Here is a 25989-nt window from a genome sequence, read left to right on the forward strand (position 1 = left end):
CGCGACACGCCGGTCAATGTGTCCGCGGGAGGCGGAAATCCGCGGAATTCCGGGGTTTCGTGGCTATAGTCGAGGCGGTCGATCCGACCAGCCGGGGGGCGCTCGCCGCCCGGTCCGAGTAACGAAGCGGCGGTCACCCGCCGCCTGGAGGACAACCCACATGGCTGACAAGTCCATCACCAAGACCGAGCTCGTCGCGAGCATCGCCAGCGCCACGGGCCAGAGCCAGTCCGCCGTGTCGAGCGTGCTCGACTCCCTCTTCTCCACCGTGTCCGACGCGGTCGCCAAGGGCAGCAAGGTCTCGATCCCGGGCTGGATCGCCTTCGAGCAGGTCGCCACGTCCGCTCGCACGGGCCGCAACCCGCAGACGGGTGCGGAGATCAAGATCCCCGCGGGCAAGCGCGTGAAGGTCACCGCGGGCTCGAAGCTGAAGGCCGCCGTCAAGTAAGACGCTTCGAAGAGGGGGGATGCTGCGGCATCCCCCCTCTTCGCATGTCCGAGCCGGGCGGGTGCACAGCCGGCGCGATCTAGGCTGTACGAGTGAACTCCCGCGCGCTGCGGGCCTTCGGGCCCGCGATCCTCGTCGTGGTCGCGGCGATCGCGCTCGCGGGCGGACTCGCGTTCGGCGGTGGCGCCGCCCCTCTCGTGATCGGCGATCCCGGTCCGCTCGTGCGCTGGGGCCTCCCCTTCGCCACGCTCGTGGTCAACCTCTCGGCCGCTGGAATGGTCGGATCGCTCCTGCTCGCGCTGTTCGCGCTGCGCGCCGGAGAGCGGGAGTTCGACACGGCGCTGGATGCGGCATCCGTCTCGGCGGCCGTCTTCACCGTCGGTGCCGCCGTCACGGGCTTCCTGACCTTCCTCAACGTCATCCCCGCCGCCGTCAGCCTCGACGCGGCGTTCGGGCAGCAGCTCGGCCGCTTCCTCGTCGAACAGGAGACCGGTCGCGGCTGGCTCATCACGACCATCGCCGGTGCGGCCCTCACCGTGCTCACCTTCGCCGTGCGCTCGTGGACGGCCACCCTGTTCGTCGCCATCCTCGCGGTGGCGGCGATCGTGCCGATGGGCACCCTCGGACACTCCGGCGAGGAGTCCAACCACAACGCCGCCGTCATGTCGGTCGTGCTGCACATCATCGGCGCCGCGGTGTGGCTGGGCGGACTCATCCTTCTCGTGGTCGTGCGACCGGTGCTCGAGCGCGGGCAGCTGCAGCGCGTGCTGCTGCGCTACTCGAGCATCGCGCTCGTCGCCTTCGTGGTGGTGGCGATCTCGGGGACCGTGCGCGCCTCGATCGGCGTGGGCTCGTGGGGAGCGCTGGCGTCGCCGTACGGCGTGCTCGTGCTCGTCAAGGTGCTCGCGCTCCTGGCGATCGGCCTGCTCGGCGCCTGGTACCGCGTGCGGCTCATCGGCCGACTGGGAGCGGATGCCGCACCCGGCACCCCCGCACAGAAGGCGCGCGGTGCGGCATCCCGCCGCTTCTGGTCGCTGATCACGCTGGAACTGGTGTTCATGGGCATCGCCTCGGGTGCGGCCGCGGCGCTCGCGCGCACGCAGCCGCCCACCGCCACGCAGGTGCCGCAGGTGCGCACGCCCGCCGAGATCCTCACCGGGTCGCCGGTGCCGCCCGAGCTGACGCCGCTGCGATGGATCACCTCGTGGAACGTCGACCTGCTGTGGGCGTTCGCCGTCGGGTTCGGGCTGTTCTTCTACCTCGCCGCCGTCTGGCGCCTGCGTCGCCGCGGCGACCACTGGCCCGTCTACCGCACCGTGTTGTGGGTCGCGGGCATGCTCGCCCTGCTGTGGGTGACCTGCGGCGCGGTGAACGTCTACCAGGACTACCTCTTCAGCGTGCACATGGTGGGCCACATGCTCCTGACCATGGCGGTGCCGGTGCTGCTCGTGCCCGGCGCTCCGGTGACGCTCGCGGCGCGGGCGATCCGCAAGCGCGACGACGGCACGCGCGGCGGGCGCGAATGGATCCTGTGGGCGGTGCACTCGCCGGTCGCGCGGGTGCTGGCCAACCCCTTCGTCGCGGCCGGACTGTTCGTCGGATCGCTGTGGGCGTTCTACTACACCGACCTGTTCCGCTGGGCGCTGTACGACCACATCGGCCACGAGTGGATGACGGCGCACTTCCTCATCACCGGCTACCTCTTCGTGCAGTCGCTGATCGGGATCGACCCCGTGCCGATGCGACTGCCGCACTCCGGGCGTCTGGTGCTGCTGCTGGCGGTGATCGCGATCCACTCGTTCTTCGGCATCGCGATCATGATGCAGACGGGACTGTTCGCCGCCGAGTGGTTCGGCTCGATGGGTCGCACGTGGGGAGCGACGCCGCTCGACGACCAGTACGCCGGCGGCGGCATCGCCTGGTCGATCGGCGAGATCCCCACGCTCGCGCTCGCGATCGTGGTCGCCATCCAGTGGAGCCGCTCCGACGACCGCGCGCAGCGCCGCCGCGACCGTCAGGTCGACCGCGTCGGCGACGTCGAGCTCGACGCCTACAACGAGCGCCTCGCCGCGCTGGCCGAGCGCGACGCCCGCCAGCCCCGCTGAGCCTGCTCCGCCGGCGGACGCATCGGCGATGGGCGAAGGCGGCGCGGGGGGCAGGATGCCGGGTGCCCAGGCATCCGCTCCGGCTCAGCCCGTGACGGTGATCGACGCGGTGCCGTCGGGGAGCACCTCGATGCGACCGGTCACGGTGAAGGGCACGTCCTCGGACACGGAGCGGACGGAGCCGTCGAAGAGCGAGCGGATGTCGACCTCGATGTGGGCGACCGCCGTCGTCGCAGGGATGCGCCAGTGCGCGCCGTCGGCTTCGACGGCGACGGTCGGCTGCTGCACGATCGACCAGGTCGGCGGCTTCACGATGCGGTCCTGCACGGGGTAGCCGAACGGGCAGGCGCTGGGCTGCAGCACGTCCTGAGTGGCGCACCCGGTGAGGAACTCGTCGACGCGCTGCTGCACGACGTCGATGAACTCCGGCGTGGGGTCGGCCTGGATCTCGACCGGCACCGTGCGCATCGGGGCATCCGACAGCACGGCCACGCCCGGGCTCGCCGAGATCGGGGTGTCGACCGTGATCGAGTACAGGCCCGGCGAGAACACCAGCATCGGCAGCGGAGCGAGCGGGTCGGCATCCGGTCCCGACACCTGCCGCTTGTCGATCGCGAAGCCGTTCACGCTGAACGACATCGCCCCGCGGACGGTGAGCTCGACCAGCGCGAGCGGGCTCGTGACGAAACGCCACGACGGGGCCACCCCGATCCAACCGTCCCGCTCGACCTCGAACGTGGAACGACCGGAGTGCCCGCCCGACGTGTAGGCCATGGTCACGCGGGTGATGACGCCGTCGTCCACCTCCGACACCGCGTGCACGTCGGTGAGCGCCGCCAGCGCCGCGCGGCGGAGGAGGGCGTCGGAGGCGGTGCCGGGCATGCCGGACGCGGCGAGGTCGGCCGAGTCGATCGAGACGCCGGGGAGCGCGAGGGCGTCGGCGGCGTGCCCGTCGGCGAGGAGCCCGAGGTAGCGCTCGACGAAGGCCGAGGCGCTGTAGAACTCGCGGTAGAGCACGGCGCCGCCGGCGCCCACCGCACCGACCAGCAGCACGCCGACGATGCCGAGCAGGGTCAGGTCGAGGCCGAGGCGGGATCGCCGCCGCGCGGGTGCGGGCTCGGGTGTCTCGGTCGTGACGGCGACGCCCGGCGTTTCGGGCGCGGCCGAGTCCACCGCCGCGTCTGCGCGCGCCGATCCCGTGTCCACCGCCCCTTGGTCCACGCCCCCAGTCTAGGAAACCCCGTCGTCGCCGGCCCGATCCGCGTCATCCGAAGTCGCGAGCCCGGCCGTGCGTGCGCACAATTCAGGCAATCCGCACGAGGGCAACCCCGACGCGCCCGGAATCACAGGGCCCGCGTCACGCGACCCACGCGAACAGCCTGAGTTGTGCACGCAGCGCGCCGGCGGGGGCGACTGCCGGCCGCCCGCACCGGGGCACCCCGGGGGAGTCTCAGTCCTCGAGGGCGTCGCGGATGAGGCCGACGGCGGCGAGCTGCCCGGCCGCGATCGCCGCGGCGAGCGAGACGAGCGGCCCGGGCTGGGCGGCGGTGTGCGCGAGGTCGCCCGCCGCGTACACGCCGGGCACGGTGGTGCGGCCGAACCCGTCGACCTCGACGCAGCCGGACGGCAGGATGCCGCAGCCCAGCGCCTCCGCGAACGGAGCGGCCTGGTGCGGGGTCGCGGCGAGGAACAGCCCGGCCGCGTCGCGGGCCGAGCCGTCGGCCAGCTCGAGGCGCAGCCCGTCCGCCGTCCGTTCGACACGCACGAGGTCGCCCGGCGCGATCACCGTGAGCTCCGACGCGATGCGGGTGAGCAGCGCCTCCTGGAACAGCACGTGCGGGGGTTCGCCGAGCAGCGCGATCGGGCGTCCGGTGAGCTCGTGTCCGTGGCAGAACGGGCACTGTGCCACCTCGCGCCCCCACGCCTCGGCGATGCCGGGGATGGCGGGCAGCTCGTCGCGCATGCCGGTGGCCAGGACGAGGCGGCGGGCGCGCAGCATCCCCTCGCCCGTGGTCACGGCGAATCCGTCGCCGTCGCGGGCGACCGAGACCACCGAATGCTCGCGCACCTCGACGGTGTCGTAGGCGGCGAGCTCGTCGCGCGATGCGGCGCAGCTCGGCGGGGGAGCGGCCGTCGTGGGTGATGAGGTTGTAGGCGTGCTCGACGGTGCCGTTGCGATACGAGCCGGAGTCGAGCACGACGGTGCGATACCGCATGCGGCCGAGGGTGAGCGCGGCCTGCAGCCCCGCGGGGCCGCCGCCGATCACGATCGCGTCGAGGGATTCGGGAGAGTCGGAGTTGCGCATGCGACGATCCTGTGACTTCATGTCGACATGAAGTCAAGCGCGCTCTCGATCGGCGATGCGGCGACCCGGTTCGGGCTGGCGACCTCGGTGCTGCGGCACTGGGAGGACGTCGGGCTGCTGAGACCGGATCGGGATGCCGCGGGCCGCCGCCTCTTCTCCGACGACGACCTGGTGCGGATCGCCGTGATCCTGCGCAGCAAGGCCGCCGGGATGGGACTCGATCGGATCGCCGTGCTGCTCGACGAGCAGGCGCCCTCGCGGCACCGGGTGCTGGAGGAGCACCTCGACGAGCTCGCGCGCCGCATGGCCGAGATGGAGCGCTCGCGCGAGATGACCCTGCACGCGCTGAACTGCCGCGCGCACGACATCACCACGTGCCCGCGGTTCCGCGCGATCATGGGCGCTGTCGTCGACGGCACGGGGACGTGGCCCGGTCCGTTGTCCACCGAGCCGGGCGGGCAGCGCCGGGCGGGGGCATCCGCTCGTTAGCATTGCCCGGTGAGCACGCCGACCCTCTCCGCCGAGCAGGAGGCGCTGTTCCGGCTCATCGAGGACACCCGCGAGCACGTGTTCGTCACCGGCCGCGCGGGCACCGGCAAGTCGACGCTGCTGCAGCACCTGGCGTGGAACACGGCGAAGCAGATCGCCGTCTGCGCGCCGACCGGCGTCGCGGCGCTCAACGTCGAGGGGCAGACGATCCACTCGCTGTTCCGGCTGCCGATCGGCCTCATCGCATCGGGCGAGATCGACCAGTCCGACGCGACCCGCAAGATCCTCAACGCGATCGACACCCTCGTGATCGATGAGATCTCGATGGTCAACGCCGACCTCATGGACGCGATCGACAGATCGCTCCGTCAGGCCCGCGGGCGTCGCGCCGAGCCGTTCGGCGGCGTGCAGATCGTGATGTTCGGCGATCCGTATCAGCTCGCCCCCGTGCCGCCGCGAGGCGACGAGATGCGCTACATCCGCGACCACTACCGGTCGTTCTGGTTCTTCGACGCGAAGGTGTGGGTCGGTGAGACCGCCGGCGACGGCCTCATAGACATCGGCGCGCACGGCGCGCAGCTGCACATCCGCGAGCTGGTCGACATCCACCGGCAGGCCGATCCGGCGTTCAAGGCCATGCTCAACGCGGTGCGCTACGGGCGGGTCACGGCTGAGATCGCCCAGGTGCTCAACGACACCGGCGCCCGCACGCCCCCCGAGCCCGGTCCCGACGAGACCCCGATCATCACGCTCGCCACCCGCAACGACATCGTCAACACCATCAACCGGCGGCACCTCGATGCGCTCGCCGGACGGGCGCAGACCGCGAACGCCGAGATCAGCGGAGACTTCGGACGCGGGGATGCCGCGTACCCCGCCGACCTCGAACTGCAGCTCAAGGTCGGGGCCCAGGTGATGTTCCTGCGCAACGACGTGTCGAACTTCGGCGAGCCCCCGCGGTGGGTCAACGGCACGATCGGCACCGTCACGAGGATTGCGGGCGGAACCGTGCGGGTCGAGGTCGACGGCGAGACGCACGAGGTGGAGCCGGCCGTGTGGGAGAAGTACCGCTACGCCTACGACGCCGGGTCGAAGTCGCTCTCGCGGGAGATCGTGGCGGAGTTCACGCAGTTCCCGCTGCGGCTGGCGTGGGCGGTGACCATCCATAAGTCGCAGGGGAAGACGTACGAGCGGGCGATCGTCGACCTCGGCTCGGGAGCGTTCGCGCCGGGCCAGACGTACGTCGCGCTGTCGCGGCTGACCTCGCTCGACGGCCTCTACCTGTCGCGGCCGCTCCGGCCCCGCGACATCCAGGTCGACCCCGACGTGCAGCGGTTCATGGCCGGGGTGCGCCGCGCCGCGGCATCCACTCCCGTCCTCGGGGGCTAGGCGACGGCGGACTGTTTGGCGGCGGCGAGGTCCTCGAACAGCTCGGTGTTGAAGCGGTAGGCCAGCAGCACCTCGTCGATCACCCGCTCCTGCTCGGCCGCGTCCCAGGGGGCGGCGTCCAGCTGCTCGCGGTAGACGTCCTTGAACGCGCGCGGGTCGGCGATGTCGCCGAAGAGGTAGAACCCGATGCCGTTGGTCTCGAAGCCGAACTGGCGCGCCATCAGCTTGCCGATGAACAGGCCGCCCGACAGGTCGCCGAGGTAGCGAGTGTAGTGGTGTGCGACGAAGCCGCCCGGCCACGTCGCCCCCACCCGCTCGATGCGCTCGACGTAGCGGGCCGTCGTCGGCAGCGGGGCGATCTGCGTGCGCCAGTCGTCCCCGATCAGGAACGCGAGGTCGGCCTCGAGCGCGGGCAGGCGGGTGAGCTTGTCGCTCAGGAAGACGGATGCCACGGGGTCGCGCCGCATCCGCTCGGCCGCCGCCTCGAGCGCCGCGTAGATGAACCAGTGCTGCGCGACGAGGGCGACGTAGTCGTCACGCGTGCCGCGGCCCTGCAGGAGGTCGGCCATGAAGCCGGAGTGCTCGCTGCCGGAGTGGGCGCCGCTGGATCGCTCGCGGAGGGCTGCGGAGAAGGGGATCGGCTCGGCCATACCTTCATACTAGCTCAAGGTAAGGGCAACCTAAGTGATGAATCCTCTAGGCGTGCGGACGGGGTTCGACGCCGAGCCGGGCGCAGGCCGCGTCGTACAGCGCGACGATCTCGCGGCGAACGTGCGGGCGCTCCGAGATCGGACCACCCGGCCACGGCACGCGCACCTCGAAGGACTCGCCGTCGGCGGTCGCGGCGGCCCAGAGCCCGCTGTCGCCGTCGAAGTCGAGCATGGTGGCACCGGCGGCATCCGCTCTCCCGCCGAAGGCGCGCACGATCAGGAGGTTGTCGTCGGGGTGGTCGCCGTTCATGTGGCCGAGCACTCCGGTCAGTGTGCCGTCATCGAAGCGGTGGGTCATGGTCTTCACCCTATGCAGTCGCGCGCATCGGTCATCCACAGGCGTCACGAGTGGCGTCGGGGGTGTGTTTGAATCTCCTTGCACCAACACCGGGGGGTGAGCATGCGGGCCCGACCCAGACGACGTCGCTTTCTCGCGGCCGCCTCCGTCGTGCTCGCGGCCGCCCTGGCCCTGAGCGGATGCAGCGGCGTCCGATCCGTCGCGATCAACACCCCCGCGCAGGTCGACGCGGCACTGCCCGACGCCACCACGCAGCAGCTGCAGGACGCGGTGACCTCCGCGATGACGACCGCCGGGGCATCCGGCGCCATCGTCGGCGTGTGGGCTCCGTGGAGCGGCACCTGGGTGGCCGGGCTCGGCACGCAGGGCGTCGGCGGTGCGCCGGTCAGCAGCGACTCGGAGTTCCGCGCCGGGCGCATGACCCGGGCGATGACGTGCGACGTGCTCTACAGCTTCGTCGCGGCCGGCACCGTGAAGCTGGACGACCCGGTCTCGAACTGGGTCTCGGGCGTCCCCGATCTCACCGACGTCACCCTCGGCCAGCTGTGCGACGGCACCTCCGGCATCGGCGCCTACGCGCCGCACCTGCTCAGCCTGTGGCTGAACAACCCGGCCCGCGTCTGGAACCCGCACGAGCTCGCCAGCTACGGCCTCGGGCAGCCGCGAACCCTCACCCCCGGTGCCACCTACACCGGACCCGACGCCGGTTACGTCCTGCTCGGACTCGCGCTCGAGCGGGCGGGCGGCCAGACCGCCTCGGCGCTGCTGCAGCAGCACGTGTTCGGTCCGCTCGACCTCCCCGGCACGCGTCTTCCGAGCGCCGGCTCGCGGGCCGACACGGCCGGCGTGCTCCCGGGGTTCCAGTCGGTGCCGGATGCCTCGGGCGCGCTCAACTGCGCTGCGCCGCTCGATCTCACCACGCTGTCCTCGAGCGTCGGGTTCACCGACTCGGGCGTCGTCACCGACATCGCCGACCTCGGACGCTACGCCCAGGCCCTGGCGACCGGCGCCCTCGTCCCCGGTGACGTCGGCCGGTTCGGCGGGGCGCTCCCGGCCTACGAGGGCGCTCCGGCGTGGTTCACCGCGAAGGGCGGCGCCATGCAGGCGGGCTCGCTGATCGGGCAGTACGGCTCGGTCCCGGGATACCTCACCGCGGCCTTCTCCGACCCGAACACCGGGCTCACCGTCGCGGTGGTGCTCAACAACTCCGCCGCGGATGCCGGCATCATCGCCGCTCTCGCCTGGGAGCTGGCCGCGATCGCCTCCAAGGCGCCGGCGGCCTCGGGCCAGTCCGCACCCGAGCTGGGGCTGCCGTGGACCGCGCAGCAGTTCCACGACCAGATCGCCGCCGCCGCGGTCTGCCCTCCGCCCGCGCAGTGACTCCCGCGCCGTCGCGCGCCGGGGTGCGGGTGTGACCGCGGGGTCGGCCGCAGGTCCGGGGTCGGTCACGGGGCCGCCCGCACGCACCGGCACGAGTCTCGCCCTCGTGTTCGTCGTCGTCGGACTCGCGTGCCAGGAGGTCGGGGCATCGCTGGCCGTGCTGCTCTTCCCCGAGGTGGGACCGCTCGGCATGGTCATGCTGCGCCTGGTGTTCTCGGCGATCGTGCTGATGCTGATCGCGCGGCCGCGCGTGCGGGGGCACAGCGCGCGGGGCTGGCGCTCGGTGATCCTGTTCGGTCTCGTCCTGGCCACGATGAACGGGCTGTTCTACCTCGCGCTCGAGCGTCTGCCGCTGGGCGTGACGGTCACGATCGAGGTGCTCGGCCCGCTCGTCCTGTCGATCGTGGCGAGCCGTCGCGCGTCGGCGTGGCTCTGGGCGGGGCTCGCGCTCGCCGGCGTGGTGGCGCTCGGCGGGGGAGGCTGGGAGGGCCTCGACCTGCTCGGGGTGCTGTTCGCCCTGGGCGCCGCGGCGAGCTGGGCGTTCTACATCCTGGCCTCGGCGCGCGTGGGCGCCGAGTTCCGCGGGCTCGACGGCCTCGCCCTGGCCATGTCGATGGGCGCGGTGCTCTCCCTCCCGTTCGGCATCGTGGATGCCGGTCCCGCCCTCCTGCGGCTCGATCTGCTCGGACTCGGGGCAGCGGTGGCGCTGCTGTCGTCGACGATCCCGTACGCGCTCGAGCTCATGGCGCTGCGCCGACTCCCGGCCGCCGTGTTCGCGATCCTCATGGCCTCCTCGCCGGCGACGGCGTCGCTCGCGGGGTTCCTCCTGCTCGGCCAGCACCTCTCGTGGCTGGAGCTGCTCGGCATCCTGCTCGTCATCGCCGCCAGCGCGGGCGCCGTGCTCGCCTCCGGACGCGCCGAGCGGGCGATGAGGGCGGCCGCCCAACCTCTCGCCTGAGAACGGATGCCTCGGGTCGGGGCGCGGGCTACGACCGACCGACGGTCGCGAGACGGCGGAGGGCATCGCGCCGGGTCTCGTCGATGGGCTGACGCGCGGCCACCCAGAAGAACAGACCCCCGATGAGCAGGTCCGCGGTGGTGGCGGCGGAGACCTCGTCGTGCCCCGCCGCCGCCAGAAGCGCGCGCAGGTGATCCATGTGCGGTGCCAACACGACCGATCGCAGGCGGATCGCGGAGTCGTCGTCCTGTGCGGCGGCCGAGAGCATCGCCCGCAGCACCGACGCGTTGCGGTCCTCGCCGAGCGACGCGATGCTGCGATCGATCCAGGCGTCGAGCGTCGACCCGTCCGCCTGGGAGGGGAGGTCGCCCAATGACGACAGGGTGGCCTCCGACAGCAGCGCGGCCTTCGACGGCCACCACCGGTACAGGGACTGCTTGCCCACCGTCGCCTTGAGGGCGACCGCCTCCATCGTCACGATGCGTGGCCCGCCCGTGCGCAGCAGGTCCCTGACGGCATCGAGCGCGCGTTCCCGCGCGGCGGTGTCTCGCGGACGTCCTCGAGTGGGGGGCATTGCGTGATTCTAGCCTGGCGGTTACATTTATGTGACCGACAGTCACAGAAAGGGAAATCCATGAGACTCCAGAACAAGGTCGCCATCGTCACCGGCGGCGCCAGCGGAATGGGACGTTCGGCATCCACCCTCTTCGCGTCGGAGGGCGCGCGGGTCGCGGTGGTCGACCTCAAGCAGGAGTGGGCGCAGTCCACCGTCGACGAGATCGTCGCGGCCGGCGGCACGGCCATCGCGGTCGGCGCCGACGTGTCGAACGCCGAGCACATGGCCCACCTCGTCTCGCGCACCGTCGACGAGCTCGGGACGCCGACCGTGCTGTTCAACAACGCCGGGATCGACCCCGAGAACAAGCAGCCCCTCCTGGATGTCTCGGAGGACGTGTTCGACCAGGTCATGGCCGTCAACCTCAAGGGCCCGTGGCTGGGCATCAAGCACGTCGCGCCGCTCATGATCGAAGCCGGCGGCGGGTCGATCATCAACACGGCGTCGATCGGGGCGTTCATCGCCGCGAGCACTGCGGCCTACTGCGCCTCGAAGGGCGGCGTCGTCGCCCTCACGCGGGTCGCGGCGGTCGAACTCGGCCGCTACAACATCCGCGTCAACGCGCTCTGCCCCGGAGCGACCTGGACCGGAATGGCCCAGAAGCAGATGGCCGAGCTCGAGGCCCGCGGCATCACCGCTCCGACCGAAGCGGAGCTCGCGCGCCGCTACTCGGTGCTCGGACGCCTCGGCCACCCCGACGACATGGCGCAGATGGCCCTCTTCCTCGCGAGCGACGAGTCGTCGTATGCGACCGGCGCCACCTTCAGCAACGACGGCGGCATGAGCATCATGGCCGGCGTCGACACCCACCCCTGACCCCCGCACCCACCCGGAAGGAGAAGGTCGTGGACCCCGAAACGACTCGACCGACAGAACTGCGCGTCCTCGGATTCCCGCTCGAACGGGAGGACGCCGGTGAGATGGCGACGTTCCTCACCCGCACGGAGAACCCCGGCCACGGCCTGTCCGAGTCGCTGCTGGACGACCTCGCCCGCCTCACGGTGGTGCGGTGGTCGTCCCTCGGACTGGACGCCTCGCGGGCCGATCGGCTGCGCGACAAGGTCGCCGACGATCCCCTCATCGTGTCGCGGCTGCTCGCCGCCAGCGCCGGGAGGGTCGCGTTCGACACGCGCCTGATCGAGGAACGCGAGGGCCTTCCGGCCGGCGACCTGCGCGCGGCCGTCGCGGCGGAGATCATGTCGGCGCTCACGCACGCGGCCGCGGAGGCCGCACTCCGCGCCGATGATGCGGACGCCTTCGCCGCCTACCTCGCCGCGCGCATCGACGCCGCCCGCGAGCTGTTCCGCGCGCCGAGGGAGGGAAGCGCCCATGAGTGAGGTCGACACCAGCGCGCGGGCCGAGCGCGCCGCAGCCCTCAAGGAGCGGATCTACGTCACCTTCGCGGTGCTGGCCGTGGTCATCGCCCTCGACTCGCACGGTCACGTGGCGCCCCTCGAGGCGATCGTCACGACGGTCGTGACGGCGTTGGGCATGCTGATGGCCATCTTCACCGCCGACCTCATCTCGCACCTCATGGTGCACGATCGGTTCTGGTCGGGGCGTGAGCTGCGCCATGCGGCAGCCTCCACGTTCGGATCGTTGGGCGCCCTCGTGCTGCCGCTGATCCTCCTGCTCTTGGCGCTCTTCGGCGTGTGGGACACCCACGTGGGGCTGCAGGCATCCTCCTTCGCGCTCCTGGCGGCCCTCGTCGTCTACGGCTGGCTCGCCATCCGCAGACTGCCGCTGCAGTGGTGGCAGCGGGCCATCGTGCTCTGCGCCGAAGCGCTGCTCGGCCTCGTCGTCATCGTGCTGCAGATCCTCGCCCACAGCTGACCCCGACCCCACGAGAGGGACCTCCCATGAAGACGACGCCCGAACGCGCGTTCGCGATCGAGGAGCCGCACACCTTGAGCCGTGCGGACGTGCAGGAGCGGCTGCGCGCCGGCGGCGACGGCCTCACGGCCGCCGAGGCCCGCGCTCGACGCGACGCCGTCGGCGCGAACGCGCTGGACGATCCGCCCACCGATCCGCTGTGGAAGAAGTTCCTGCGCTCGTTCACCGACCGGATGATCATCATCCTGCTCGTCGCGGCGGTGGTCAGCGCGGTCGTGGCGCAGGAATGGGAGACGCCGATCGCGATCCTCGTGGTGGTGCTCGCCAACGCCGTCATCAACGTGTGGCAGGAGCACCAGGCCGAGGCGAGTCTACGGTCCCTCGCCGCGGCCGACACCCAGACATCCCGCGTTCTGCGCGACGGTCACGCGGAGGAGGTCGACGACCTCGACATCGTGCCGGGCGACGTCGTCCTGCTCGAGGCGGGCGAGACGGTGCCGGCGGACGGACGCATCCTCGACGCGGTCGCCCTCGAGGTGCAGGAGGCGGCGCTCACCGGCGAGTCCAGTCCGACGGAGAAGGATGCCGCGGCCCAGGTCGCCGCGCACGCCGGCCTGGGCGATCGCCACAACATGCTCTTCCGGTCGACGACACTCACCCGCGGGCGGGCCCGGATGCTGGTCACGGCGACCGGAATGGACACGGAGATCGGCCAGGTCGCCGCGCTCATCGCCGGAGCGGCGCCGTCCAAGACGCCGCTGCAGCGCCGCATCGAGCAGCTCGCGACCACGCTCACGCTGATCGCCCTCGGCGTCGTCGTGGTCGTGTTCGCCCTGGGCCTCATCCGCGGCATCGGCCTGAAGGAACTCGTGCTGACCGGCGTCTCGCTGGCCGTCGCGACGATCCCCGAGGGGGTGACGGCCGTCGTGGCGTTCACCCTCGCGATGGGCGCGACCCGCCTCGCCCGGCGGGGCGCCATCCTGCGGCGGCTCTCCGCCGTCGAGACCCTCGGCAGCACCACCCAGATCTGCACCGACAAGACCGGCACGCTCACTCTCAACGAGATGACCGCGACCCGGCTGAGTGCGCGCGGGCGGGAGTTCTCGGTCGACGGGCAGGGCTACGACATCGATGGCGCCGTGCGCGTCGACGACGGTGGTGCGGGCCTCGACGCCGCGCGGGAACTGTCCGACGCGGCGGCCGTCTTCGCGCTGTGCGCCGACGCCGAGGTGCGCGACGGGCGCCTCGTCGGCGACCCGACCGAGGGGGCGCTCGTCGTGCTCGCCGCGAAGCTCGGTGTGGATGCGCGCGAGGCGCGGCAGCGTCGTCCGCGCGTCGCCGAGCTGCCGTTCGACGCCACGTACAAGCTCATGGCGACCTACCACGCCCGCGAGGACGGCGCGGTCGACGTCTACGTCAAGGGGGCGCTGGGCTCGCTCGCCCACTTCGCCGATCGCGCGAGCACCGGAGACGGTCGCACCATCGAGCTCGACGAGCGCTCACGCGGACTGCTGCGCGAGCGCACCGACTCCTACGCGCAGCAGGGCCTTCGCACGATGGTCGTCGCGCGGGGTGTGCTCGACGCGGTGGATGCCACGGCGGAACCGCGCGACCTCCTCCTGGGCCTCCCTCCGCTCGAGCTCCTGGCGCTGATCGGCATCGTCGATCCCCCGCGCCCCGCGGCCGCCGCCGCGATCGCCGGCGCCGATCGTGCCGGGATCCGCGTGCAGATGATCACCGGCGACAACGCCACGACCGCCGCCGCGATCGCCGGGCAGCTCGGCCTCCGCGGCGATGTCGCCACCGGCGCGGAGCTGCGGGACCTCGACGCCGACGCGCTCGCCGAGCGCGTCCCCGGGCTCGGGGTGCTGGCGCGCGTCTCGCCCGAGGACAAGATCCGGGTGGTGAGCGCGTTCCAGTCGCGCGGCGAGATCGTCGCGATGACCGGCGACGGCGTGAACGACGCGCTGGCCCTGCGCAAGGCCGACATCGGCGTGGCGATGGGGCGGACCGGGACGGATGTCGCCAAGAGCGCCTCCGCGATGGTGCTCACCGACGACAACATCGGCACGATCCTCCGGGCGATCCGAGAGGGGCGCGGGATCTACGACAACATCGTGCGCTTCCTCACGTTCCAGCTCACGACCTCGTGGGGCTTCCTGCTGATCTTCCTCGTCGCCGCCTTCACCGGTCTCGCGGCCGGCGCGCCGTTCACGGCGATCCAGATCCTCCTGGTGAACCTCGTCATGGACGGCCCGCCGGCCCTCGCCCTGGCGGTGGAGGAGCCCGATGACAAGATCATGCTGCGGGCGCCTCGCGCGACATCCGAACCCCTTCTGACGTGGCGCCGAGGCCTTTCCATCGGAGTCCGCGCGGCCTTGATGGCGCTGGGCACCCTCGCGATCCTCGCGTTCGGGCCGGCGGACCCGCAGACCGGGCACCCGTCGCCGGCGACGACGACGCTGGCCTTCACGACGTTCGTGCTGTTCCAGGTGTTCAACTTCCTGAACGTGCGCGCCGGCTCGGGCTCGGTCTTCTCGAAGCGGATGCTGGCCAACCGCGCGTCGTGGATCGCCCTCGGTGCGGTGGCGCTGCTCCAGGTCGCGATCGTCTACGTGCCCCCGCTGCAGGCGTTCTTCGACACCGCCGCACTGTCGGCCGTGGACTGGCTGATCGCCGTGGGGATCGCGTCGCTCGTGCTGTGGTTCGACGAGATCGCGAAGGCCGTCCGCCGCCTCGGCGACCGCCGCACGGACGCCGATGCGATCTCGGCGTGACCCTTTCGTGGAGGGGATGACGGGAATCGAACCCGCGCTATCAGCTTGGGAAGCTGAAGTTCTGCCATTGAACTACATCCCCGTGGATGCCTTTCGGCGCGGGGACAGCATAACAAAGACGGATGCCGCGGCCGACCTCCGCGGCATCCGTCATCTCCTTCAGGCGTCACCCTCGCGCGGTTAGGCTGGTCGCGTGCTGCTCTCCGACCGCGACATCCGCTCCGAGATCGACGCGAAGCGCATCGGGCTGGATCCGTGGAACCCCGAGATGGTGCAGCCGTCGAGCGTCGACGTGCGCCTCGACCGCTACTTCCGGCTGTTCGACAACCACAAGTACCCGTTCATCGACCCGGCCGAGGATCAGCCCGACCTCACGCACCTCATCGAGGTGCGGCCCGACGAGGCGTTCATCCTGCACCCGGGGGAGTTCGCCCTGGGGGCCACGTTCGAGCAGATCACCCTGCCCGACGACGTCGCGGCGCGCCTCGAGGGCAAGTCGTCGCTCGGACGCCTGGGACTGCTCACGCACTCCACCGCGGGGTTCATCGACCCCGGGTTCTCGGGCCACGTCACCCTCGAGCTCTCCAACGTCGCGACGCTGCCGATCAAGCTGTGGCCGGGCATGAAGATCGGGCAGCTGTGCTTCTTCCGCCTGTCGTCGCCGGCCGAGGCCCCGTACGGGTCCGGTCCCTACGGCAACCGCTACCAGGGCCAGCGCGGCCCGACCGCCTCGCGCTCGTTCCAGAACTTCCACCGCACCGATGTGGGTGTGACGGATGCCGGGGCCTCCGGCCGCTGAGACGACCATGTCGCCGCCTCGCCCGCGTGCGATTCCGACCTCGACCGTGACGAGACGATGAGCCGGAAGACCACCAGGCGTCGCGCGCGTCGCCTGCCGCATCCGGGCTGGGCTGTGCTGGCCATGGTCGCGGTCGTCGGCGTGTACGTCGCGATCGGTGTCGCCGTGATCGGGCCGGCCGTGGCGGAATCGGCCGCCCCGGCGCCGGGAGGAACGTCCGCGCCCGGCGGGGCGGCGACCGTGGCGCCCGCGGAGGCGCCGGCGATCGCTCCGGCTCCCGTCCCGCAGCAGCTGCCGGTCGCCGGGAATGCCGCGCTGGTCGACCAGACCTGGGCGCGGGAGCAGGCGACCAAGACCGGCATCCCGTTGCGCGCCCTGCTCGGGTACGCCGGCGCCGAGATCGCCCTGCGCACCGAGAACGCCGCGTGCCGTCTCGGGTGGACGAGCCTGGCGGCGCTCGGCGCGATCGAGTCAGGGCACGGCACGCACGGCGGCGCGAAGATCGAGGGCGACGGCGTGACCCGGCCGGGGGTGTGGGGACCCGACCTCGACGGCAACGGGAACGCCCTCATCCGCGACACCGACGGAGGCGCGATCGACGGTTCTGCAGCGTACGACCGCGCGGTGGGTCCGCTGCAGTTCATCCCCGAGACCTGGCGGACGTGGGGCGCCGACGGCAATGCCGACGGGGTCGCCGACCCGCAGCAGATCGACGACGCGGCGCTCGCCGCCGGCCGCTACCTGTGCCACTACGGCGATCTGTCCGACCCGGCGACATGGCGCCGCGCGATCTTCGCGTACAACCACCTCGACGTCTACGTCGACGACGTCGCGCGCACGGCGAACGCCTACGCCGAGCGCTCCCTGCGCTGACGCCGCGTGGCCGCCGGGGGACGTGAAGAGGCGCCCCGCGGTGAGCGGGGCGCCTCTCTGAGGGGAGTGCCTCAGTCCTGCGGGGCAGGGGAGACGCGGGATGCCGCGGCGGCGCCGGCCTCGAAGCCGCGCTCGTAGGCGCGCTCAGCCTTGCGGTGACCGCCGCCGTGCCCGTGGCGGTGGTGTCCGCCGTGGGCGTGCCCGTACTCGCCGGACGCGCAGGGTGCGCCGGGCCCGAACCCGCGACCGAAGCCGCGCGGACCGTAGCCGTGGCGCGGACCCTCGCCGGGGCCGAAGCCGCGGTGCGCGTTGCCGCGCTCGCCGTCGAACGGGCGGGGCGCCCCTTCGGCGTCGTGGCGCGGGTCCAACCCGTGCCCGCGACCGTGGTCCGGACCGAACCCGTGGCTCGAGTCGAACCCGTGGCCCGGACCCAAGCCGTGCCCCGGTCCGAATCCCGGCCCGAACCCGGGCTGGAATCCAGGCTGGAATCCGCGACCCCAGCCCCGGCCCCAGCCGCGGCCGAACCAGCCGCCGAAACCGCGGCCGCGAGGCATCCGCTCGCTCCCGTCCCAGCCGAAGCGGCGGGCGATCTTGTCGAGCGACGCGACCAGGGTGTCGTACTCGTCGGGGGTGACGGCCTCGAGCACGCGGGCTCGCACGGCCTCGATCCGCTCCTTCATCGCGTCGCGCTGGGCGCGTCCGGAGTCGGTGAGCGTCCAGCCGTCGCCGTCGGGGGCGGCCCAGCCCTGCTCCTGCAGGTGCTGCAGCAGGGCGCCGCCGCGCTTGCGGGCGAGCTTGGCCAGCCGCTGATCGTCGGCATCGCCGGCGAGGAGGTTCAGCGCCATCCAGGTGCGGCGGTCGATGCCCTCGTCGGCGAACTCGGCGTCGAGCGCCTCGGTCAGCCGGGCGTCGACCAGTCGCAGCCAGAAGCCCAGGGGGCGACCGTCGGGGGCGGGCTGTTCGTTGATGTCGTTGTCGTTCTTCATGAGAAGTCCTTTCGTGGCCGGGGCGTCAACCGTGGTCGGCTCTCCGGCGATCCAGTACATGTCAGGTGGCATGTGTATGTAGTGTGACATGCATTCCGGATACATGTCAAGTCGCATGTAAAATTGGACCCATGCCCGCTTCCACGCCTGACCCCGCCGAGCAGATCGTCGCCGCCCTGGCCACACTGCGGGGGCGACGGATGCCGCGCCCCCCGTGGATGGGCGACGGTGTCGCCGACGGACCGTGGGGTCGTCACGGAACGCGGGGAACGCACGGGCACGGCGGTGACGGCCACGGCGACCACCACGGTCATGGCGGCGGTCCGCACGGGATGCGAGGCATGCCGCCCATGCCCGGCTGGCCGGGCGGACCGCCGGCGCGGTTCGGCGGACCCGCGCGCTTCCGACTGCTCGACGCGCTGGCCGCGGCATCCCACCCGCTGTCCGTCGGCGAGATCGCGGAGGCCGTCGGCGTCGATCAGCCCCGGGCGTCGCGGCTGGTGCAGCAGTCGGTCGATCTCGGTCTCGTGCGCCGCGAAGCCGATCCCGAAGACGCGCGCCGCACGCGCATCGTGCTGACCGACGCCGGGGCGGCGCTCGTGCGCGGGTTCCGCGGCGAGCGTCGCGGCGCCGTGGAGTCCGCCCTCGACGGCTTCACCGACGAGGAGCGCACCGACCTCGCCCGGCTGCTGACGAAGCTCGCCGCGGCCTGGCCGCAGGGCTGAGCCGCGGCATCCCGCGCCCGCAACCGCTCACCCGACGCAACACGCCCTTCTCGGGCCACGCGAAGGGCGTGTTGCGTCAGGCGGGCAGTCCGAAGAGCGTCAGGCGGCGCGGCCGGTCTTCGGCAGACGCACCAGCAGCAGCAGGCCGAGGCCCACGGCGAGGACGAGCACGATCCCGAGCACGCCCCAGATCGTGGCGCCGAACCAGCCGATGAAGAGGGTCCACATCAGCGGGGAGATGAAGCTCGCGACGCGACCGGTGGTGGCGTAGAGGCCGAAGATCTCGCCCTGCATGCCGTCGGGTGTGGCTCGTGCGAGGAGCGAGCGGGATGCCGCCTGCGCCGGTCCCACGAAGGCCGACAGCAGCAGTCCGCCGATCCAGAACACGACCTTGCCCAGGTCGTTGAAGAAGAACACGAACAGTCCCATCGCGACGAGTCCCCCGAGCGCGGTGACGATCACCGCGCGCGCACCGAAGCGGTCGTCGGCGCGCCCGGCGAGGATCGTCGAGATGCCGGCGACGACGTTCGCCGCGATGCCGAAGATGAGCACCTCGTTGGTGCTGAAGCCGAAGGCGACCGCCGCGAGGATGCCGCCGAAAGCGAAGACGCCGGCGAGGCCGTCGCGGTAGACGGCGCTGGAGAGCAGGAACCAGAACGTCGGACGGTGCTCACGGTAGAGCCCCATGATGTCGCGCACCAGCACGCCGTACGCGGCGAAGAAGTTGACCTTCTCGGCCTTGCCGACCGGCGGCACCTCGGGGACGTTGAAGAACAGCGGCAGGGCGAAGACGATCGTCCACACCGCGCAGCCGACCGCGATGAGGCGGTAGGCCATGCCATCGGAGGTGTCCATGCCGAACCACTTCAGCTGCGTCACGACGACCACGAGGGTGAGCGCGACGATGCCCCCGATATAGCCGAGGCCCCAGCCGAGCCCGCTCACTTTGCCGATCGTGCGGGGGGTCGAGACCTGCACGAGCATCGCGTTGTAGTTCACGCCGGCGATCTCGGAGATGACCGCGCCCAGCGCGAGCACGATCGCGCCGAACCAGAAGTAGCTCGGGTCGGCGCGCACGAAGAAGAGCACGAACTGGGCGAGCGCCAGCAGCACCGTGAAGACGATCAGCCACCGCTTCTTGCGTCCCGACCGATCAGCGGTCTGCCCGAGCACGGGCGCGAGCAGCAGGATCAGGAACCCGGCGATGGTGGTGGCCAGACCGTAGCCGCTCGAGAGGTCGGCGAGGGCACGGTCCTTGACCGCGTCGCCCGCCGGCAGCGCGGCGATCTCGGGCGGCAGGAAGTTGTCCGAGACGAGGTACAGCGACGCGAAGACGAAGGTGAGGATGACGGAGTTGAACGGCTGCGTCGCCCAATCCCACAGCGCCCACGACCGCACCTGCTTGCGGGGGACCACGCGTTCGGGGAGCTCGCGACCCATCGCGCCGATCGCGCCGGTGTTGGCGGTGGGCGGCGGCGTGGGTGCGGCATCCGGTTCCATGCTCGTCACGCTAGGCCTTTCCGATGAACGGGTGGTGCACCGACGCGAACGGATCGGGCGACGGATGCCTCCGGTCGAGCGGGAACGCCGAGACGCTGCGTCCGGTCAACGGCCGGGGGCCCCTCCACCCCCGGCCATCGGCCGAACGCAGCGTCTCGGGATCAGACCGCCGTGAGGACGGGGCGGGCCGACATCGGCGTGAAGATGCCCGCGATCTGCTGATCGGACACCGGCGCGAGGCGGTAGCCGAGGCCGCGCACGGTCTCGATCCACTGCGGGTCGCGGGGTCCGTCGGCGAGCTTGCGACGCAGGTTCATCACGTGCACCTCGACCGCGTGACGGTCGTGGTTGGTGATGTGCTGGCCGGTGAGGCCGTTGGAGTCCCGCAGCACGAGCGCGAGCTGGGTCTTGCTGAACACCTGGTCCTTCGCGCGCATGAGCGTGGAGAGGATGTCGAACTCCGAACGCGTCAGCCCGCGGTCGCGACCGCCGATGTGCGCGCGCCGTGAGGCGGTGTGCAACTGGATCGGACCGTGCTCGAGCCACGCGGCCTCCGCGGCGGGCGCGGTGGGGGCGTTCGCCCGGGCGCGACGCATGTGCGCCTCGATACGGGCGCGCAGGGCGAAGGGTCCGATCGGCTTGAGCACGTAGTCGTCCGCGCCGGAGCGGAACCCCTCCACGATCGCCGTCTCGGCCGAGTCGGTGGTGAGGATGACGATGACGGCGTCGGAGATCTGGCGGATGCGCCGCACGGTCTCGAACCCGTCCATCCCGGGCAGGTCGGCCTCGATGGTGATCAGCTCGGGGCGGTGCAGGATGACGGCATCGAGGCCGTCGTATCCGTCATATGCCTCGGTGACCATGAAGCCCTGACGGGCGAGTGCGGTCGAGAGGGCAGCGGCATCGGCCGCGTCGCGTTCGATGACGACGGCGGTCGGGCGGTCATGGCTGGTACTGGCCGGGGAGGAGCGCATCGCAGCAGTTCTTTCGTCTGGGGAGACAAGATGAGAAAGCTCTCATCTAGATGAGAAAGTTATCACAATCACCATTCGCCACAAGAGGAACATTTCTCAGAACCTCAGGCATCCCTCAAGATCACTCGGATCTGACTCAGGATGCCTCGCCGCTCGCACCCTCCGGCGAGAGGCCGTTCTACCGTGGAGGAGGCGCGCTCCCGGCCCCGCGACCGACCCGGCCGCGACCCGGCCGGACGCAGGCGGGGGGTGGGACATGCGCGGCATCGCACAGACACTGGTGCTGACCGGTGCTGTCCGCGCCACCGACATCGGTGACCTGCTCGCCGAGCACGGCGAGTCGGACGAGTTCATGCGTCAGCTCATCGAGCGCCGGCTCGTCACCTCGCGGCAGCTCGCCGAATCCGTCGCCCGCCAGACGGGCCATCGCTTCGTCGACATCGGCAGCGCGCAACTCGACCCGGCCGTCGTCGGCCTGCTGCCGGGCAGCCTCTGCCGCAAGTACGACATCATCCCCATCGAACGGGACGCCGAGCGCATCGTCCTCGCGATGGCCGACCCGAGCGACATCTTCGCGCTCGACGACGTGGCAACCCTCACCGACCTGCACGTCGAGCCGGTCGTGGTCGCGATGGACGCCCTGCAGCTCGCGTTCCAGCGCTACGTGCGCTCGGACGAGGAGCTCTCCGACTTGTCGGCGACGCTCGAGGAGAGCGCCGCGACGCAGGCGAGCGCCACCGAGAACATCGAGGAGCAGGACAACGACGCACCCATCGTGCGATTCGTGAACCTGCTCATCACGCAGGCGATCGACGACCGTGCGAGCGACATCCACGTCGAGCCCGGCGAGACCCACCTGACGGTGCGCTACCGCATCGACGGCGTGCTGCACGAGATGCAGCGGGCCGACCGCAACATCCAGGACGGCATCATCTCGCGCCTGAAGATCATGGCGTCGATCGACATCGCCGAGCGCCGGCGCCCCCAGGACGGTCGCCTCTCGGTCACCCACAACGGCCGCAAGATCGACCTGCGCGCGGCGACGCTGCCCACGGTGTGGGGCGAGAAGATCGTCATGCGCATCCTCGACAACACCGGGGTGAGCCTGTCGCTCGGCGACCTGCGCATGGGCCGCGGCAACCTCGGCCGCTTCCGCGACGCGATCACCCGGCCGCACGGCATGGTGCTGGTGACCGGGCCCACCGGCTCGGGCAAGTCCACGACGCTCTACACCGCGCTGCGCGAGGTCTCCAACCCGCGCGTCAACGTCATCACCGTCGAGGACCCGGTGGAGTACCGCATCGCCGGCATCAACCAGGTGCAGGTCAACGCCAAGGCCGGCCTCACGTTCCAGTCGGCGCTGCGCAGCATCCTGCGTTCCGATCCCGACATCGTGCTCGTCGGCGAGATCCGCGACTCCGAGACGGCGATCATCTCGATCGAGGCCGCCCTCACCGGTCACCTCGTGCTCTCGACGCTGCACACCAACGACGCGCCCGGCGCGATCGCACGCCTCACCGAGATCGGCGCGGAGCCGTTCCTCGTCGCGACGGCGCTCTCCGCCGTCGTGGCGCAGCGCCTCGCCCGACGCCTATGCGCCACATGCCGCAAGCCGTATACCGAGGACTCCGCGGTGCTCACGAGGCTCGGGATGCCGCACGACCCCGCCGACCCGCCCGTGCTGTACCGCGCGGCGGGCTGCCCGGCGTGCGCCAACACCGGCTACCGCGGCCGCATCGGCCTGCACGAGGTGATGGCCATGACCGACGAGATCGAACAGCTCGTCGTCAAGCACGCGTCGGGCAACGAGGTGCGGGCGCTCGCGGTCGCACAGGGCATGGCGAGCCTCCGCGAGGACGGCTGGTCGAAAGTGCTCGAAGGACTCACCACGATCGAGGAGGTGCTGCGTGTCACCGTCTGACCTGCGGCTTCGCAGTGGCAACCAGGAGCAGCGGACGGCCGCGCTGCTCGACGGCATCCTGGCTTCGGCCACGGCGGTCTCGGCATCCGACATCCACTTCTCCGCCGGGGCGCCCGCGCTGCAGCGACTCGACGGCGACCTCGTGCCGGTCACGGGATACCCCGACCCGCTGCCGCAGGCGGTGCTGCTCGACGAACTGGTCACCATCATGACCCCGGCGCACCGGGAGCAGTACATGGACACCGGCGAGGTCGACCTGTCGTACACCGTCGCCGGCGTCGGACGCTTCCGCGTCAACGTGTTCCGTCAGCTCGGCGACGTCGCGGCGGCCTTCCGCCTCATCGCCTCCCGGGCATACACGCTCGATGAGCTCGGCGCGCCGAGCATCGCGGGCGAGCTCGCGCTGCGGCCGCGCGGACTGGTGCTCGTCACCGGGCCCACCGGCTCCGGCAAGTCGACCACCCTGACCGCGATGATCGACATCATCAACTCGACCAAGCCCGACCACATCGTCACCGTCGAGGACCCGATCGAGTTCGTGCATTCCAGCCGGCGTTCGCTCATCCACCAGCGCGAAGTCGGCTCCGACACGCGGTCGTTCGCCGAGGCGCTGCGGCGCGTGCTCCGCCAGGACCCCGACGTGATCCTCATCGGCGAGCTCCGCGACCCCGAGTCGATCTCGACCGCCCTCACCGCGGCCGAGACCGGCCACCTCGTGCTGTCGACCCTGCACACCCAGGGCGCGGCGAAGAGCATCAACCGCATCGTCGACGCCTTCCCCGCGCACCAGCAGAATCAGGTGCGCAGCCAGCTCGGCGACACCCTGCAGGGCGTCATCAGCCAGACCCTGCTGCCCAAGGCCCAGGGCGGCGGGCGGGTCATCGCGACCGAGGTGATGGTCTCGACCCCTGCGGTGGCGAACCTCATCCGCGAGAACCAGATCTCGCAGCTGTACAACGCCATGCAGGCGGGCGAGTCGCACGGCATGCACACCCTCGACCAGTCGCTGAAGAAGCTGGTGGAGAAGGGGGATGTCGCGACCGCCGTCGCCCGCCATTATCTGACCGATCCGCACACCCTCGACGGTGTGCGCCCGGGCACCCGCGACTACGACGCCGAGGCGTGGGCCGTGCCGGCCCACCGCACCGGCGCCGCGAACGACGACTGGAGACTCTGACATGCCACTGGAGGAATACACCTGGCGCGCCGCCACTGGCAGCGGCGACGCGATGGTCAGCGGAACGCTCGAGGCGCCCAGCGAGAACGCGGTGATCGCGCGGCTGCACGCGCAGGGCCTCACGCCGCTGATGATCACGGCGAAGTCCAAGACCGGACTCAACCGCGACATCTCGATCCCGGGGTTCGAGAAGCGCGTGGGGGTGAAGGACCTCGCGGTGTTCGCGAAGCAGTTCGCCGGCCTCATCCACGCCGGCCTTCCACTCATGCGTGCGCTGGCGATCATCTCCGACCAGACCGAGAACAAGAAGCTCGCCTCGGCGTTGACGGCCGTGCAGGTCGACATCGAGTCGGGCAAGTCGTTCTCCGCGGCCCTGGCCGCGCATCCGTTCGTCTTCCCGCCGCTCATGGTGAGCCTGGTGAGCGTCGGCGAGACAGGCGGATTCCTCGCCGACTCGCTCGACGCGATCGCCCGGTCGTACCGGGCCGACGTCGATCTGCAGCAGAAGATCAAGTCGGCGATGACCTACCCGATCATCGTGCTCATCATCGCGGTGCTGGGCGTGATCGCGATGATCACGTTCGTCGTGCCCGTGTTCGAGAACATGTTCGCGAGCATGGGGGGTGAGCTTCCCCTGCCGACGATGATCCTGGTGACCTTGTCGAAGAACATGGCGTGGATCCTGCCGCTGCTGATCGTGCTCGTCGTCGGCTGCACGATCTGGTACCAGCGGGTGAAGAACACCGACAAGGTGCGCACGGTGCGCGACTCGTTCCTGTTGAGGATGCCGATCTTCGGAACGCTGGTCACCAAGATCGCCGTCGCGCGCTTCGCCCGCAACCTCTCGATGATGCTCAAGGCGGGTGTGCCGCTCATGCAGGCCCTCGACCTCGTGGGCAAGGCGGCGAACAACAAGGCCATCGAGGACGCGCTGCACGTCGTGCGCGAGTCGGTGCGTCAGGGCCGATCGTTCTCGGCGCCGCTGGCCAAGGCCGGGGTCTTCCCTGCGATCGTCGCGCAGATGGTGTCGGTCGGCGAGGAGTCCGGGTCGCTGCCCGAGATGCTCGAGAGCATCGCCGACTTCTACGAGACCGAGGTCAATACCGCCACTGAGCAGCTGACGAGCATGCTCGAGCCGATCATGATGACCATCCTGGGTCTGCTGATCGGCGGCATGGTCGTCGCGCTCTACATGCCGATGTTCACGATGTACGACCAGCTCGGCAAGCAGTAAGTCCCCGGCCTCGCGGGCGGGGTGAGTTGCGGCATCTCGCGGCTACCGGCGGGCGCGAGGCATCCATTCGGCGCGAGTGAAGGATCCCGCGGCGCCGGTCGGGAGAATCCCGCCGGTCATCTCTCGCGGTCATTCTCGGCGGCCTCGCGCGCTCGACGCTCGCGTCGACGAGTTCGCCAGTCGACGGAGAAGAGCGAGCCGATCGCCTCGATCAGCGCGCTGAGAACGTCGAGCAGAAAGTGACCCACGTCAGCCCTGGCCTCCGGCGTCGACCCTGGGCTCGGCCTCGAACGTGCGGACTGCGGAAAGATAGCGCGACATCTGAACAACCGATGCCCCGATGACGATCGCGCAGATCGCCCACAGACGCCGCTCGACTGCGAACCGTGGCCGGGTCAAGGACGTCATGCTTTCACGGTGCCGCCCGGCATGAGGTCCGTCAATGCCAGAGGCCGGACGAGGCAGCGCTCACCACGCACAGCGCGCACGGG

At 71.1% G+C, this 25989-nt stretch carries 25 protein-coding genes, 1 tRNA gene and 1 pseudogene; 16 read left to right on the forward strand and 11 right to left on the reverse strand.

The features are described from left to right. Positions 1-160 precede the first annotated feature (160 nt). Together ACSJDX_RS07620 and ACSJDX_RS07625 are read left to right on the forward strand one after the other, a co-directional pair. Positions 161-448 (forward strand): HU family DNA-binding protein, encoded by a 288-nt coding sequence (locus ACSJDX_RS07620; protein WP_438354901.1) that lies wholly within the window; start codon positions 161-163, stop codon positions 446-448. Between the two features lie 92 nt (positions 449-540). After that, positions 541-2553 (forward strand): cytochrome c oxidase assembly protein, encoded by a 2013-nt coding sequence (locus ACSJDX_RS07625; RefSeq protein WP_438354902.1) that lies wholly within the window; start codon positions 541-543, stop codon positions 2551-2553. Positions 2554-2637: 84 nt separating this feature from the next. Here ACSJDX_RS07625 and ACSJDX_RS07630 read toward each other — a convergent pair whose 3' ends face one another. The 3 genes and pseudogenes from ACSJDX_RS07630 to ACSJDX_RS07640 all read right to left on the reverse strand — a co-directional run. After that, entirely contained in the window at positions 2638-3774 is a 1137-nt protein-coding gene (locus ACSJDX_RS07630; RefSeq protein ID WP_438354903.1) for a hypothetical protein, read from the reverse strand. Positions 3775-4003: 229 nt separating this feature from the next. After that, entirely contained in the window at positions 4004-4621 is a 618-nt protein-coding gene (locus ACSJDX_RS07635) for an NAD(P)/FAD-dependent oxidoreductase (RefSeq protein WP_438354904.1), read from the reverse strand. A 145-nt stretch (positions 4622-4766) separates the two neighbouring features. Continuing rightward, positions 4767-4880 (reverse strand): annotated as a pseudogene (locus ACSJDX_RS07640) (NAD(P)/FAD-dependent oxidoreductase); the annotation flags it as partial. 6 nt (positions 4881-4886) lie between these two features. On the opposite strand from ACSJDX_RS07640, the gene ACSJDX_RS07645 reads away from it, so the two are divergent. Together ACSJDX_RS07645 and ACSJDX_RS07650 are read left to right on the forward strand one after the other, a co-directional pair. Further along, positions 4887-5348 (forward strand): MerR family transcriptional regulator, encoded by a 462-nt coding sequence (locus tag ACSJDX_RS07645; RefSeq protein ID WP_438354905.1) that lies wholly within the window; start codon positions 4887-4889, stop codon positions 5346-5348. Positions 5349-5357: 9 nt separating this feature from the next. Beyond that, on the forward strand, positions 5358-6737 hold the full coding sequence (locus tag ACSJDX_RS07650; RefSeq protein ID WP_438354906.1) for an ATP-dependent DNA helicase: 1380 nt from the start codon (positions 5358-5360) through the stop codon (positions 6735-6737). Here the strand turns inward: ACSJDX_RS07650 and ACSJDX_RS07655 are convergent. Both ACSJDX_RS07655 and ACSJDX_RS07660 read right to left on the reverse strand, forming a co-directional pair. Beyond that, positions 6734-7387: a heme oxygenase (biliverdin-producing) gene (locus tag ACSJDX_RS07655; protein ID WP_438354907.1), complete on the reverse strand. Its 654-nt coding sequence runs from the start codon at positions 7385-7387 to the stop codon at positions 6734-6736. The two genes, ACSJDX_RS07650 and ACSJDX_RS07655, sit on opposite strands and share 4 nt — an antisense overlap. A gap of 46 nt (positions 7388-7433) precedes the next feature. Next, positions 7434-7745 (reverse strand): DUF2470 domain-containing protein, encoded by a 312-nt coding sequence (locus ACSJDX_RS07660; RefSeq protein WP_438354908.1) that lies wholly within the window; start codon positions 7743-7745, stop codon positions 7434-7436. Positions 7746-7847: 102 nt separating this feature from the next. Between ACSJDX_RS07660 and ACSJDX_RS07665 the strand changes: the two genes are divergently transcribed. Then, on the forward strand, positions 7848-9125 hold the full coding sequence (locus tag ACSJDX_RS07665; RefSeq protein WP_438354909.1) for a serine hydrolase domain-containing protein: 1278 nt from the start codon (positions 7848-7850) through the stop codon (positions 9123-9125). A 106-nt stretch (positions 9126-9231) separates the two neighbouring features. Then, positions 9232-10083 (forward strand): EamA family transporter, encoded by an 852-nt coding sequence (locus ACSJDX_RS07670; protein ID WP_438354949.1) that lies wholly within the window; start codon positions 9232-9234, stop codon positions 10081-10083. A 28-nt stretch (positions 10084-10111) separates the two neighbouring features. On the opposite strand, the gene ACSJDX_RS07675 is transcribed toward ACSJDX_RS07670, so the two are convergent. Then, a complete protein-coding gene (locus ACSJDX_RS07675) occupies positions 10112-10657 on the reverse strand; it encodes a TetR/AcrR family transcriptional regulator (protein WP_438354910.1) in 546 nt (181 codons plus the stop codon). A gap of 60 nt (positions 10658-10717) precedes the next feature. Between ACSJDX_RS07675 and ACSJDX_RS07680 the strand changes: the two genes are divergently transcribed. Genes ACSJDX_RS07680 through ACSJDX_RS07695 form a run of 4 tightly spaced genes read left to right on the forward strand, consistent with a single transcriptional unit; the run spans position 10718 to position 15309 of the window. Next, positions 10718-11515, forward strand: a complete 798-nt coding sequence (locus tag ACSJDX_RS07680) for an SDR family NAD(P)-dependent oxidoreductase (protein ID WP_438354911.1) — start codon at positions 10718-10720, stop codon at positions 11513-11515. 29 nt (positions 11516-11544) lie between these two features. Beyond that, the gene (locus ACSJDX_RS07685; RefSeq protein WP_438354912.1) at positions 11545-12036 is read left to right on the forward strand and encodes a hypothetical protein; all 492 of its coding nucleotides are present in this window, start codon (positions 11545-11547) and stop codon (positions 12034-12036) included. Next, positions 12029-12532 (forward strand): hypothetical protein, encoded by a 504-nt coding sequence (locus tag ACSJDX_RS07690; protein ID WP_438354913.1) that lies wholly within the window; start codon positions 12029-12031, stop codon positions 12530-12532. The genes ACSJDX_RS07685 and ACSJDX_RS07690 overlap by 8 nt, the downstream gene beginning before the upstream one ends. 26 nt (positions 12533-12558) lie before the next feature. Beyond that, on the forward strand, positions 12559-15309 hold the full coding sequence (locus ACSJDX_RS07695; RefSeq protein ID WP_438354914.1) for a cation-translocating P-type ATPase: 2751 nt from the start codon (positions 12559-12561) through the stop codon (positions 15307-15309). A gap of 8 nt (positions 15310-15317) precedes the next feature. Here ACSJDX_RS07695 and ACSJDX_RS07700 read toward each other — a convergent pair. Next, positions 15318-15391: transfer RNA gene (locus ACSJDX_RS07700), tRNA-Gly, on the reverse strand. Positions 15392-15502: 111 nt separating this feature from the next. Between ACSJDX_RS07700 and dcd the strand changes: the two genes are divergently transcribed. Then, the gene (gene dcd / locus ACSJDX_RS07705; RefSeq protein WP_438352107.1) at positions 15503-16108 is read left to right on the forward strand and encodes a dCTP deaminase; all 606 of its coding nucleotides are present in this window, start codon (positions 15503-15505) and stop codon (positions 16106-16108) included. A gap of 57 nt (positions 16109-16165) precedes the next feature. Continuing rightward, positions 16166-16981: a lytic transglycosylase domain-containing protein gene (locus ACSJDX_RS07710; protein ID WP_438352108.1), complete on the forward strand. Its 816-nt coding sequence runs from the start codon at positions 16166-16168 to the stop codon at positions 16979-16981. A 71-nt stretch (positions 16982-17052) separates the two neighbouring features. Here ACSJDX_RS07710 and ACSJDX_RS07715 read toward each other — a convergent pair whose 3' ends face one another. After that, a complete protein-coding gene (locus ACSJDX_RS07715; protein WP_438352109.1) occupies positions 17053-18039 on the reverse strand; it encodes a MarR family winged helix-turn-helix transcriptional regulator in 987 nt (328 codons plus the stop codon). A gap of 59 nt (positions 18040-18098) precedes the next feature. Between ACSJDX_RS07715 and ACSJDX_RS07720 the strand changes: the two genes are divergently transcribed. Next, positions 18099-18692: a MarR family winged helix-turn-helix transcriptional regulator gene (locus tag ACSJDX_RS07720; protein ID WP_438352110.1), complete on the forward strand. Its 594-nt coding sequence runs from the start codon at positions 18099-18101 to the stop codon at positions 18690-18692. A 99-nt stretch (positions 18693-18791) separates the two neighbouring features. Here the strand turns inward: ACSJDX_RS07720 and ACSJDX_RS07725 are convergent, their stop codons facing one another. Beyond that, positions 18792-20192 (reverse strand): MFS transporter, encoded by a 1401-nt coding sequence (locus tag ACSJDX_RS07725; protein WP_438352111.1) that lies wholly within the window; start codon positions 20190-20192, stop codon positions 18792-18794. 161 nt (positions 20193-20353) lie between these two features. Then, entirely contained in the window at positions 20354-21166 is an 813-nt protein-coding gene (locus ACSJDX_RS07730) for a response regulator transcription factor (RefSeq protein WP_438352112.1), read from the reverse strand. Between the two features lie 256 nt (positions 21167-21422). On the opposite strand from ACSJDX_RS07730, the gene ACSJDX_RS07735 reads away from it, so the two are divergent. From ACSJDX_RS07735 to ACSJDX_RS07745, 3 genes are read left to right on the forward strand one after another with little or no spacing between them, the layout of a single operon-like run. Beyond that, a complete protein-coding gene (locus ACSJDX_RS07735) occupies positions 21423-23087 on the forward strand; it encodes a GspE/PulE family protein (RefSeq protein ID WP_438352113.1) in 1665 nt (554 codons plus the stop codon). Next, positions 23074-24264: a type IV pilus twitching motility protein PilT gene (locus tag ACSJDX_RS07740; protein ID WP_438352114.1), complete on the forward strand. Its 1191-nt coding sequence runs from the start codon at positions 23074-23076 to the stop codon at positions 24262-24264. Before ACSJDX_RS07735 ends, ACSJDX_RS07740 begins: the two co-directional genes overlap by 14 nt. 1 nt (position 24265) lies before the next feature. Further along, a complete protein-coding gene (locus ACSJDX_RS07745; protein ID WP_438352115.1) occupies positions 24266-25498 on the forward strand; it encodes a type II secretion system F family protein in 1233 nt (410 codons plus the stop codon). Between the two features lie 249 nt (positions 25499-25747). Here ACSJDX_RS07745 and ACSJDX_RS07750 read toward each other — a convergent pair whose 3' ends face one another. Next, on the reverse strand, positions 25748-25906 hold the full coding sequence (locus ACSJDX_RS07750) for a hypothetical protein (protein ID WP_438352116.1): 159 nt from the start codon (positions 25904-25906) through the stop codon (positions 25748-25750). Positions 25907-25989: the final 83 nt, after the last annotated feature.

Origin of the sequence: Microbacterium fluminis (assembly GCF_051549805.1) — a bacterium.
Lineage (GTDB): Bacteria > Actinomycetota > Actinomycetes > Actinomycetales > Microbacteriaceae > Microbacterium.